The sequence below is a fragment of the Symmachiella macrocystis genome, from assembly GCF_007860075.1.
Classification (GTDB): Bacteria; Planctomycetota; Planctomycetia; order Planctomycetales; family Planctomycetaceae; genus Symmachiella; species Symmachiella macrocystis.
Genome location: NZ_SJPP01000001.1, coordinates 2,627,387 through 2,639,389, shown reverse-complemented (window position 1 = coordinate 2,639,389; position 12,003 = coordinate 2,627,387). Strand labels below are relative to the sequence as shown.

9 protein-coding genes and 1 tRNA gene are annotated in these 12,003 nt (G+C 54.8%); 5 read left to right on the top strand and 5 right to left on the bottom strand.

The features are described from left to right. Positions 1-202: 202 nt before the first annotated feature. From CA54_RS10200 to asnS, 3 genes are all read right to left on the bottom strand, one after another. Positions 203-499 (bottom strand): hypothetical protein, encoded by a 297-nt coding sequence (locus CA54_RS10200; protein WP_146370669.1) that lies wholly within the window; start codon positions 497-499, stop codon positions 203-205. 744 nt (positions 500-1,243) lie between these two features. Further along, positions 1,244-1,317: transfer RNA gene (locus CA54_RS10195), tRNA-Met, on the bottom strand. Between the two features lie 143 nt (positions 1,318-1,460). Further along, entirely contained in the window at positions 1,461-2,852 is a 1,392-nt protein-coding gene (gene asnS, locus CA54_RS10190) for an asparagine--tRNA ligase (protein WP_146370668.1), read from the bottom strand. A gap of 391 nt (positions 2,853-3,243) precedes the next feature. Here asnS and CA54_RS10185 point away from each other — a divergent pair, with 391 nt between their 5' ends. From CA54_RS10185 to CA54_RS10175, 3 genes are all read left to right on the top strand, one after another. Continuing rightward, positions 3,244-4,488: a hypothetical protein gene (locus CA54_RS10185; protein ID WP_197532348.1), complete on the top strand. Its 1,245-nt coding sequence runs from the start codon at positions 3,244-3,246 to the stop codon at positions 4,486-4,488. 146 nt (positions 4,489-4,634) lie between these two features. Then, entirely contained in the window at positions 4,635-5,951 is a 1,317-nt protein-coding gene (locus tag CA54_RS10180; protein WP_146370666.1) for a Gfo/Idh/MocA family protein, read from the top strand. 359 nt (positions 5,952-6,310) lie between these two features. Continuing rightward, entirely contained in the window at positions 6,311-6,955 is a 645-nt protein-coding gene (locus CA54_RS10175) for a hypothetical protein (protein WP_146370665.1), read from the top strand. 35 nt (positions 6,956-6,990) lie between these two features. Here CA54_RS10175 and CA54_RS10170 read toward each other — a convergent pair whose 3' ends face one another. Next, positions 6,991-8,226, bottom strand: coding sequence for an FAD-dependent oxidoreductase (locus CA54_RS10170; RefSeq protein ID WP_146370664.1), 1,236 nt, complete (start codon positions 8,224-8,226; stop codon positions 6,991-6,993). Between the two features lie 470 nt (positions 8,227-8,696). Here CA54_RS10170 and ispE point away from each other — a divergent pair, with 470 nt between their 5' ends. Together ispE and CA54_RS10160 are read left to right on the top strand one after the other, a co-directional pair. Further along, the gene (gene ispE, locus CA54_RS10165; RefSeq protein ID WP_146370663.1) at positions 8,697-9,611 is read left to right on the top strand and encodes a 4-(cytidine 5'-diphospho)-2-C-methyl-D-erythritol kinase; all 915 of its coding nucleotides are present in this window, start codon (positions 8,697-8,699) and stop codon (positions 9,609-9,611) included. A gap of 20 nt (positions 9,612-9,631) precedes the next feature. Continuing rightward, the gene (locus CA54_RS10160; RefSeq protein ID WP_146370662.1) at positions 9,632-10,303 is read left to right on the top strand and encodes a septation protein SpoVG family protein; all 672 of its coding nucleotides are present in this window, start codon (positions 9,632-9,634) and stop codon (positions 10,301-10,303) included. 124 nt (positions 10,304-10,427) lie between these two features. On the opposite strand, the gene CA54_RS10155 is transcribed toward CA54_RS10160, so the two are convergent. After that, on the bottom strand, positions 10,428-11,969 hold the full coding sequence (locus CA54_RS10155; protein ID WP_146370661.1) for a bifunctional aminoglycoside phosphotransferase/ATP-binding protein: 1,542 nt from the start codon (positions 11,967-11,969) through the stop codon (positions 10,428-10,430). Between the last annotated feature and the right edge of the window lie 34 nt (positions 11,970-12,003).

The following is a 12,003-nucleotide window of genomic DNA, read 5'->3' as shown; positions in this document are numbered from 1 at the left end:
CCCCGGTGCCGGAGACGAAACTGTTCTGTTCGCCGGCTTCCGCTACGCTCCAGCAGGCGAACAGAACAACCCGTGATACAATTGAACACTAAGTCATGTGACTGGTGTCATCCATGGGGGCAGGTCAATACCCTGGGAGCAAGTGCCTCAGCGAATGGGGCATACCCTTGCTTTTGGTTTGGGGCCTTGAAATTGCAGGAGGCTAATCATCCTCTGTAATAATTTCCTTGACGTATTCTTGGCCGCGAACAATCGTGTGGTGTGCAAATTTTGGCGACCAAAACCGGAATTTGCTGAATGCGCAATGTAGATGGCTGAAAATCTGCAGTCTGCTGCCACTGATTTCAATCTGCCCGCTACGCATCGTGTTTCCCATCGTGTGCAACTCAATGCCGCTGTGTTCATCGATGGGGCCGCTGATTTCTATTACAAACCCAGTGTTTGCACCGTTAATCTTGTCATGGTCAATAACGACAAGATTCGTTCGTTGGTCACTCATGGGTTTCTCCGTGATACTGTCTGGGAAATTCGCCGCTGGTTAATTGCGTATGAACGCGTTGGCAAAAGCAATACATCGAAAAGCATAGGAAATCGAATTGATCACCGCGTAACGATAGTAGGAGCGAAGTGACATTGAAGAATGATAATATCCGGTTAGATCTCCAATATGCAAACAAAAAATTTAAGAGACGATCTGGACTTCCTTTGCGAAGATCGCAACCTCCTTTTGAGGAGGAAGTCAGAGATGAACAAAAAGCGCCGACGCTTTATGCGAAGGTTCAAGGTGTAGGCCGTGCAGCCGCTCCGTATGGTAAAGCTCCATGTAGTCGGAGTTCAAAGAATCCGGAGTGCGCGTCACCGAAGACGACGAAATAATCTAGGGCCTCCTGGCTTCTGATGAACCACTCGATTACCCGCATGCCGTTTGCATCTATACGGGTTGCGATTTCTACTTGGATCAGAACCATCACATTTCGGACCGATTGAGCGGACCCAACACCCGTTAACCCACACAAAGAGACTCTCTGCACGAGCCGAGAGTTTCGGGGTTTGGGGGCGCCAGAACGGCCGTCACTGGCCGTTTGAGAAGTCTCTTTGTGAAAGACGCACCCCAGTTGGGAGACTCCACCCGTGACGCAACCCGTTGCGGAGACTGGCGATATTGCGACAAAATCGCGATTGTCTCTCCACCGGCGCAAGAGAAAACCCCGGGGTCGCGCATTTCGCTACTCCGGGGTTTAAGTGGCGGGGACAGGATTCGAACCTGCGACCTCGAGGTTATGAGCCTCGCGAGCTACCAGACTGCTCCACCCCGCGTCATTGTGTCGATTCCGGCGGGTGAATGCTTTCTCACCGGATCAACTTCTATAATAACAGAGATTCCTAAAACGTCGAGGGTCTCGACCGTGATTCTCACACTCTTATCGGCAAATTTCTCAGAATCATCCACTTTTCCTGTCTCAAAACTCCGCATTCTTCGGCGTTCGCGGGAATGGGATTACGTCGCGGATGTTGGCCATTCCGGTCAGCAACAGCAATGTCCGCTCCAATCCCAACCCAAATCCGCTGTGCGGGACGCTGCCGTAACGACGTAAATCCAGATACCACCAATAATCTTCGGTTTCCAACCCGCACTCGGCCATGCGATCGGTCAGCACGTCCAATCGCTCCTCCCGTTGGCTACCGCCGATGATCTCTCCCACGCGCGGTACTAAAACATCCATTGCTCGGACCGTTTTTCCATCCTCGTTACAGCGCATATAAAACGGCTTGATGCTCCGCGGGTAGTCATACAGAATCACCGGTTGTTTGAAGTGCTGCTCGGTCAAAAACCGTTCATGCTCCGATTGCAGGTCGATACCCCAGGAAACGGGATATTCAAATTCTTGTCCACTCGCCTGTAGAATCTCCACGGCTTCGGTGTATGGCAAGCGGATGAAGTCGTTGTCGATGATGTTGTGGAGCGTTTCCAAAATGGTTTTTTCGATCCGCAGATTGAAAAACTCCATATCCTCCGGACAGGCGGCCAAGACGTCGGCGAGGACTGTGCGGATAAACGACTCCGCTAAGTCCATGTTGTCGTTCAACTCATAAAACGGCATCTCTGGTTCGACCATCCAAAATTCCGCCAGATGCCGCGTTGTGTTTGAGTTTTCCGCCCGAAACGTGGGGCCGAAGGTATAACAGTCGCCTACGGAACTGGCGAATGTTTCTGCTTCGAGCTGACCGCTGACGGTCAACGAGGCTTGCTTGCCGAAGAAATCTTGGCCGTAATCGATCTCCGTTTTCACCTGTGCCAACTTGGCGAGGTCGAGCGTCGTCACCTGAAACATTGTGCCGGCTCCTTCGCAGTCACTGGTGGTGATGACCGGCGTGTGGATGTACAAAAATCCCCGCGACTGAAAGAAATTGTGAATAGCGGCGCACAGGGCATTGCGCACACGGGCGATGGCTCCAAAAGTATTGGTTCGCGGCCGCAGGTGCGCGATTTCGCGGAGGAACTCAAAGCTATGCCGCTTCTTTTGCAGGGGATAGTTTTGCGCATCGGCCGTGCCTAACACCGCCAGCTCCGCCGCATGCAGTTCGATACTCTGTCCTTTACCGGGTGATTCCTTCAGTACGCCGGCGACACGCACGCTGGCTCCGGTGGTGATGGCTTTGATACTTTCGGCGAATCCTGGGACCGAGTCATCGACAATCACCTGCAATCCGGCCATCGAACTGCCGTCGTTGAGTTCTAAAAACGCGAAGGCTTGTTTGGACTCGCGTTTGGTGCGGACCCAGCCGGCCACCTCAACGGGCTGCTCCGGTTGGCCGTCTTTGATGAGTTTAGCGATTTTCGAAAGGGTCATCCTGAGCCTCGTCGGGGGAAATACATAAACTGAGAACACTATTCGCACTTTTGTGCTGCGGGAACCGTCCACAGCACGCGTCCCTGCCTGTCATCGCGAAAATCATAGCTGGGAGCCCGAATTCCGAGAAGTCCGGTTAGAAAAAGCAGGGAGAGAGTGGAATTTGTACGACTCCGAGGCAAAGAATCTTGTTCTGTCGCGTGCAACATCCGTTTCGTCGGGTTAAAATAAAAATCCCCGACTTTCCCCCCGCGCTTCGGCGATTCTCAACGTATTCAGTAGAAGATCGCGGGTGTCTCGTGACGGCCGGGAGAATCCGTGTCATCACGTTCCGCAGCATCACATGACGCCCGGAACGGCAATTTTAAAATCTGCCCGGAGAGATATTGGAATGAACGTTCGGTTCGGTTTGAGTGCGATTTTGTGTTTGGCCTGTTTGACCGGCTGTCCCAATACGGAGGGGGATAAGTCTGCTCCTGCTAACGCCTCTCAAACCGAAACGCCTGCGCCGCCCCAAGAGGTGAAACCGGACCACCCCCAAGTTGTGGCCGCCTTGGAGAAATTGGGAGCACAACTGACCAAAAACGATGCCGGTAATGTTTCGGCAGTCAGCTTGGAATCACTCAAGTACAGCGACGACGACTTGGTCGCCCTAAGCGGGTTACCCTCTCTGGTGGATCTGGATCTCACTAAAACCGATCCGGGGGATGACGGTTTGGCTAAAGTGGCGGAGTTGAAACAACTCAAAATCCTGCGATTGCGTCGCTGCGGGATGACTGATGCCGGCCTTGAGCACTTGGTCGCTTTGGAGAATCTTGAGCAGCTTCACTTGCTGTATAACACGTCGAATATTTCCGATGTGGGAATGGAGCCGGTCGGAAAAATGTCCAATCTGCGACTGTTGGACTTGCGGGGGTGCACGCTGATTGGTGATGTGGGAATGGAGCACTTAAAGTCGCTCAAAAATCTGGAAAATCTTAAACTCCGTTCCTTTGGCGTTTACGACGCTGGCATCGAAAATCTGCAAGGAATGACCAAATTGAAGGCCCTGGCGTTGCAGGATACCAAACTCAGCGATGCAGGGATGGAGTCCCTTAAGGATTTGACGAACCTTGTCGACCTCAGCCTGCACAGCACGCAAGTCGCCGATGAGGGATTACAATACCTGTCGGGCATGACGAAGATGAAAAAACTCAAACTGCGCGACACGTCGGTCGAAGGCCCCGGCCTTGCGTATTTGAAGGACGCGAAAGGGCTCATTAGTCTCGATTTGAGCGAAACCATTGTCGGTGACGAAGGCCTCAAATACGTCGCCCCTTTCACGAATCTCGAGTATTTAAACCTGTGGTACGACGATGTTAGCGACGATGGCCTCGTCCACTTGGCGCCGTTGACACAACTAAAAACGCTCAACTTAGAAAAGACAATGGTCTCGGACATCGGTGCCGAACAGCTTGTCAAATTCACAAACCTGGAGTCGCTCAACATGCGGGAAACCAAGCTGACCGACACCGGCTTGGAAAAACTGCAAGGACTGACGCAGCTGACTGCTCTGGATGTGGGCGGGACGGAAGTGACCGACGAGGGTGTCGAGAAACTGCAGGCAGCGTTGCCAAACTGTCAGGTCAAACGTTAGCCTATTTATAGGCTGAGATTGAATCGTTGTGAGTGGTACGGATTTCCCTGCTGAGTCGTTTTGTTTTGGGAATTTCCGTCATGAATAGTAACCGGCCGGCGTCATCGCCCGCCATATTGTAAATTCTTTAGTTAAGGAACCGGTCGATGAGTCAAGATACGACACGCCGTGATTTCATTCAAACGACGACAGCACTGGGTGCCGCATGGTGGGTCAGTGGTGGCCCGAAAGCATTCGCCAAAGAACCTTCGCCACTGGAACGCGTACGCTACGCCTGCATTGGTGTGGGCGGCAAGGGGCGTAGCGACTCTGCTGATGCCGGTCAGCACGGTGACGTAGTTGCGATCTGCGACATCGACGAAAACAACCTCAACAAAGCCTCGAAAAAATTCAAAAAGGCTGAGAAGTTCGTCGACTACCGCGAAATGCTCGACACGATGGGCGACAAGATCGATGCGGTCACGGTCAGCACGCCGGACCACTCCCACGCGCCGGCCAGCGCCATGGCGATGAAAATGGGCAAAGCCTGTTTCACGCAAAAACCACTGACGCATAGCGTCTACGAAGCTCGTCGCTTGGCCGAAATTGCCAAGGAATCCGGCGTTCCCACAATGATGGGCAACCAAGGAACGGCCAAATCCGGTCTGCGGAAAGCAGCCGCGATTATTAAAGAAGGTGGACTGGGCACGATCAAAGAAGTGCACATCTTCACCAACCGGCCTGTCTGGAAACAAGGGGGCGAACGACCGCCCACGGAAGCTGTGCCGAAGGAAGTGCATTGGGATCTTTGGCTCGGACCGGCACCGGAACGTCCCTATGCCAAAGGGTACCATCCGTTCGCTTGGCGGGGTTGGTGGGATTTCGGAACCGGTGCGTTGGGCGATATGGCTTGCCACACGGTCAACATGCCCTTCATGGGCTTGGACCTGCGGAATCCGACCTCCATCGTTGCGGAATCGTCCGGTCACAACCGCGACAGCTACCCGCAACAATCAAAAATCGTGTTCCAATTCCCGGCCAATGAAGCCCGTCCGGCGCTGCCCTTGATCTGGTACGACGGTGGCTACAAGCCCGACGTTGCCTTGCTATTGGGCGAAGACTTCAAGCATGACAGCGGTTCCATTATTGTCGGTGAAAACGGCACGCTGTATTCCTACGGCGATTACGGCGACAACTGGATGTTGCTGCCGACCGGCGAAGTCAGCGAACCGAATGTCGAGTTCGAAGAATCGCCCGGTCACTTCACCGAATACCATCAGGCGATCACCGGCCAGCGCAAGGAAGCCACGTCGAACTTCGTCAATTACGCCGGACCGTTGACCGAGACGATTTTGCTCGGCAACTTGGCGGTTTGGGCCGATGGCAAGAAAATCGAATGGGATTCCAAAAACCTCAAAGCAACCAATGCTCCTGAAGTTGCCGGAATCATCAAGAACGATTACCGGGACGGCTACACGCTGTAACCCGTTCAATCATCAGAACTTTCGACAATCACCGCGGGATAGGCCCTCTGCCAATCCCGCGGTGATTTTTTTGCGCCTGTCGAATCAGGAAGACTCCCCCAATAAAGACGGAAACTGAGGCAGCCTTGGCAGATTGCAACCTGTGGATACTGCCTTGCGCGGCGTATTGTCGAAAGAATCTTCTGGATGCATCGCCGCCTGCTGCGTATGATGGGAGCGTGGCCTGACCGCGGAGCATGAGGGTCGAATACAGCAGATTTGAATTTCGTTTTGAGCAAGGGTGTTCGATGCGTCAGTGTCATAGCTGCGGTCATTTATTGTCAGTGCATTCGCCGGTTTGCGTTTCGTGTCACGCGCCGGTGGCCACCCACGATGCCGAGGCGGCTCCCATCGACCAACAATCTCACGAGGAGTCACTGAATGCCGCAACGGGAAACCTGGTCGCTGTCGCGCGGTTTTCCAATTCCGCGGAGGCGGGTTATTTCGCCGACGACCTGGAGCACTCCGCCCAGATCGAGTCGCGGCTGACCATTCAGGAACAGTTTGACGCCCTGACCGGACGCTGGCGGCACGACTATGTGTTGCAGGTCGACGAGTCACAAGCTGAGAACGCCACTGCCTATCTGAATGCCCGCGTGAGTGACAGCCCGGACGAGGAGTATGAAAGAATCGATCCACTCACCGCCCTGCCCAATACAATGCCGGCAACCGGGTTGAACTGGATTCCCATCTTGCTCACAACATTGGCTGCCGGTTCGATGGCTTACTGGGGCATTAAAAAAATCGAGGAACGGCCGCAGCCTCCCGCACTGGGCAACCAACACCCACAGCGCGTGGACGACCTGTGGAAAGCGGTGGTCAACGCCGACGGTCCTTGGATTCAGCAAATCGGCAACGGCCCCGGTATCCGCGTTATGCGAACCGACGGCAACGGCCGGATCGTGATCCAAGAAGACCGCGACGGCGACCGCCAAATCGATCGCGAATTTCGCCTGCGGCGCTGACGCCTATCAGTCCCATTGAGCCAACCGGTCTGCCATCATTCCTTCAATCGGGAGCGATTGACGCCAAAAGCGATCAGGCGGACGGGCATGTTGCGGATGATGGGGAGTTTCAAAAACCAGGGCGGGCGGAAGGTTTGTGAGTCGTCCAAACCGGCTAGGACGATCCGCTTTTGGATGACCTCCTGGAATCGCTGGATGACCTTCGTGGCAAATTCGCGATGCTTTCGCACCAAGTCCAAGTCCGCGGTGGTCACGTTGCCTTTGAGCAGCGGCTCGGAGAGTACGTTGGCCGTTTCGATCGCATCTTGAACGGCATAGTTGATCCCCACGCCGCCGACGGGGGACATCACATGTGCCGCATCGCCAATCAGCAGCAGCCCCGGTTTAGACCATTGCGGCAAGCGGCTGGCTTCGACATTCAGTGGCGTAATCTGTTTCCAATCGGAGAGGGTCTCTAGGCGGTCGACCAACTCGGGGGCGAGTGCGGCCATCGATTCGCGAAACTTTTCCAGTCCCTGTTCGCGGACATCATGGAAGGAACCTTTGATGATCAGATAACCCAATTGCCAATGGTCGCCCCGCTCGAGCATGACCAGCATGTGTCCGTTGTTGATGCGAAACGTGAGGTCCACACCGTCGTCCGGATTGCGGGGCATGCGGAACCAAAGGACGTCCATCGGCGGCGCTGCTTTGACCGGTGTCAGCCCGGCCAGTTTACGGAGTTTGGAAAAACGGCCGTCACACGCAACCGTCACCGGGGCGCGACATTCTTCGGAACTCTCGGAGGTGCGATACTTGACCCCCACGCAGACGCCGTCTTCTTGAATCAGTTCTTGAACGTTCGCCCCCATGATGAGCGTAAAGTTTGGATACTTCGCTGCTTCGTCGGCCAAGAACTTCAGAAAATCGCTTTGCGGCATGAGCACAATAAAAGGGAAGCGCGACTTTAAGCCATTGAAGTCGGCAAAGGTGATGGTTTCCGACGGTGTCTGCATGCTGACCGTTCTCAACTTGCTGTGCGGCAATTCCAGCAATGCATCAGCTAGTCCTAATTGGTCCATCAATTCCATCGTCGAGGGATGCAATGTGTCGCCACGAAAGTCGCGGTCGAAATCTTGATGGGCTTCGAGCAACGTGACGGCGACACCACGTCGCGCTAACAAGAACGACAACACCACGCCCGCCGGTCCCCCGCCGACGATACAGCATTGGCACGTGGAGTCGGTGGAACCGGAGGAGTCCGTAAGAGTGGGGGAAGGGGAGACCGCCATGTATGCACCGTCCAGTTCTTAGTCGCAATAGAAAAGTGTGACTCAGCGACCGATGCGCCGTCGGCGTGGATCGTAAATTGTCGCCGCGATTTTGACCAGCGGTGTTTACACGCCAACATAGTTAGCAGGCTCGTCGCGAAATGGAATACTCTGGCCACAGCAATGTTGTTCGCGTGCCTGGGAGGTTAGGCAGGCTGTATGTCATTGAGCATGTCTGGCGGGTTGGATATCTGTTTACTCTGAAGCGGATTCTGGGAACCGTCTTGACGAAAAACCGCGAAAACCTTAGCATTCTTGATATAAAGTCTACGGCGTATTGATAGGTAGCGACGGTCCCATCTTGTCCGTCGCGGTTTGAACCACTGTTGGAAACAGCTCTCATGATGAGAAGTATTCCCGGCGGGGCAGCCAGCGGGTTTCATTTCACATCAGGCAGCTCGCCCTATCGGACGGTTCGCAGGACGTAATCCATGCTTTGCCATCTGGGCAACAATTCACTAACGGTGCATGCACCGGCCAAGGTGAATTTGTTTTTGAAGGTCTTGGGACGTCGAGCGGACGGATTTCACGAACTCGAAACATTGATGGTTCCTATTGGGTTGTATGACACACTCCACTTGGAACCAGCACCCTTTGAACATATAGAGTTTTCGGTTTGGGGTCACGGGGCTTCCCGTGGCGGCAAATCAGTTGTTGATCAACAGAGTGAAATACCGGAGGGACGCACGAATCTCGTGGTTCGCGCAGCGGAGACGCTTCGTGAAGCGACAGGGACTTCGGCGGGAGCTCGCATCGTCTTGCACAAGCGGATTCCAGCCGCCGCCGGCTTGGCGGGAGGATCGTCCGATGCCGCAGCCGCATTATTAGGCCTCAATCAGATCTGGCGTTTGGGTTTGTCCCAGGCTCAGTTGCATGATCTGGCCGCGCGGCTTGGTAGCGACGTCCCCTTTTTCCTGTCATCGCGGGCTGCCATCTGTCGTGGGCGAGGTGAAATCGTCGAACCATTCCGCTGGTCGACGCGTTTGTACTTCGTCATCGTCAGGCCGCACACGGGATTATCGACTGCTGAAGTATTTAAGCATTGCCGGCCGACGGGATCAAAGTGGTCGGCTGACGACTTGGCAATGACGTTGGCGAAGGGAGATTTAGGACTTGCGGGGCGACAACTGCACAATTGCTTGTTGGAGCCTGCAGCGACGTTGAACCAAGACGTCGATCAGTTGAGGAGGACATTTGCCAGGCTGCCGGTCCTAGGACACATGATGTCAGGCAGCGGGACGAGCTATTTTGGAATTTGTACCCAGAGGAAGCACGCCAGGACGGTGGCGGCTCGTCTCCATGCGACGCGTATCGGAAGCGTGTTCACCGTCGAAAGCCGGCCCTAGGAGATGGAAGGAGAATGGCCGTGGAAATTACCGAAGTGCGGATTAAGTTGATGGACGATCCGCAAGAGCGACTGCAGGCCTTTTGTTCAATCACATTCGACTCTTGTTTTGTCATTCGTGACTTGAAAATCATCGAAGGCGCGAAAGGTTCATTCGTGGCGATGCCCAGCCGCAAATTGACCGATCACTGTCCCCAATGTAACACCAAGAACCATTTGCGAGCACTGTTCTGTAACCAGTGCGGCGCCAAATTGCAGGAAGACCGCGCCTGCAAGGACGACGACGGCCGTGCCAAACTGTACGCCGACATCGCCCACCCCATCAATTCCCGTTGCCGGGAAATGATTCAAACCTGCGTGCTAGAGGCGTTCAGCGAAGAAATGGTGCGGGCCAATCAACCGGACTATATCTGCCGTTACGACGACTACGGCGAGGATGCTTTTGCCGCTTTGGCCGACGACGCCGAAGTCACGCCTCCTCAACGGGCTCAACCCCAACCAGAAACGCCGGCACCATCGGAATCAGCAGTTGAGTCGGCTGAAACGAGTCGGGTACGTCGCATCGAGTCGGGGACACAGCTGCCCGGTTCACCGCATCAAACCCCCGCCACCTCGCCCAGCACGGCGAAGGCATCCATGACTCAATCGGCTTCAAGTAATCAAAACGAAACCTTTGGCGACGGCATCCTCTAATCGCGGACTGTGCGATTGATGTGCTTATGCCTTGCGATATGGCTCCGTCATGACCGCAGGTCTATAGTTTGACCTCGCATTTTATGGGCAGGCGTTCGCATAGATTGGTGCGTCGCGACGCGACTTACAATTGGTGGATCCGTTCCGCTAATTCTTGGAAATCCACAGAACTGTTCGTGTCGACTTCGATGACTTGAGCCGCTTCATCAACACCTAGCGTCTCGCGCTGATTCAGTTGTCGCTCTAGAATAGACAGTCCGGCTTCGGAGACGTCTTGTCCCGCCGCTGCCCGCGCTGCGACTCGCTGTCGCAAGACATCATCTGGGGCGGTGACATCCAAGATCACCAGCACCGCACCTAATTCGTTGGCAAGGTCGCGAAATTCATCGCGCCGCTGGCGACTTAAAAATGTCGCATCAGCGATCGCTGTGAATCCCCCGTTGATGGCTGCGCGCACCCCGTCACACATCTGTCGATACGTCGCGGCGGTTGCTGCGTCGGAATACCGTTCATCGACCGCCATCTCGTCGGGGAAGCTTCGTTTGCGTTCCACATCGGAGCGTAACCGCACTGCCAGGAGAATCTGCAATAATTCCTGGGACACCGTGCTTTTACCCGAACCTGACATGCCGCGCGTGAGCACGATCCGTGGCGGCGGCTTTTGCAAATACTGCTCGGCTAAGTCGAGATAACTTTGACACAACTGGTCATCGGCCGTCCGTGCTTTGGCATCTGGTTCCTGCGCCAAGCGGAGGCCGGCCACCTTGGCGCGGACCGTGGCCCGATAGAGTAGGTAATACCGCAGGACCTCAAGTCCCGCATAATCACCGGTCTGTTCCAGGTAGGCATTGAGGAAACGATAGGCGAGATCCCGGCGACCACGGTCCTCAAGATCCATGACCGTAAAAGCGATCTCGCTCATCACATCGATCCACCGCAATCCGGCGTTGAACTCGATGCAATCGAAGAGCACAACGTTATCATCCAGCACAATCATGTTGCCCAGATGTAGGTCTCCGTGGCATTCACGAATCATGCCGGTGGATTTGCGCCGTCGAAACACCGCGCCGCGACTATGAAATTCGCGCTCGGCTGCTTTGTGCAACAACTCGACTTGTTCAGTCCGCTGTGGATATACGGACGATGCTGGGATGTGGCGAAAATTCTCAGCGACCGGTTGCCACACTGCTTGCGGTCCACCGTATTCCTCATCCGCGGTTGCGACATCCGTCGTGCGATGAAACTCGGCCACCTCGACCGCCAGCGCGTCGATATGCCTTGGCAGCAATTCTCCGCACTGGAGCATCTTGTCAAACAGCGCGTCTTGCGAAAACTGTTTCATTTTGACGGCGTATTCGATGGCCGGACCGGTCCCGAATAGCCGCGGCTTGGAGGTTTCGTCCAAGATGGCCGGCACGATTTCTAGATAGATTTGCGGCGCCAATCGTCCATTGAGTCGCATCTCCTCGCGGCAACAATTGAGGCGCTTTTCCAGTGTAGAAAAGTCGACAAACCCAAAATCGACCGGCTTTTTAATCTTGTAGGCGAACTCGCCCGCCAGCAGGACCCAGGAGATATGCGTTTCGATGAGCTCCACCGAATCGGCTGCATGGTCGTACGCTGACACCTGTTGCAGGTCTTCGATCAAATGGGCTGGGTCGTACATAATAGAAGGAGAGGCTTGAGGCTTGAGGAACGCG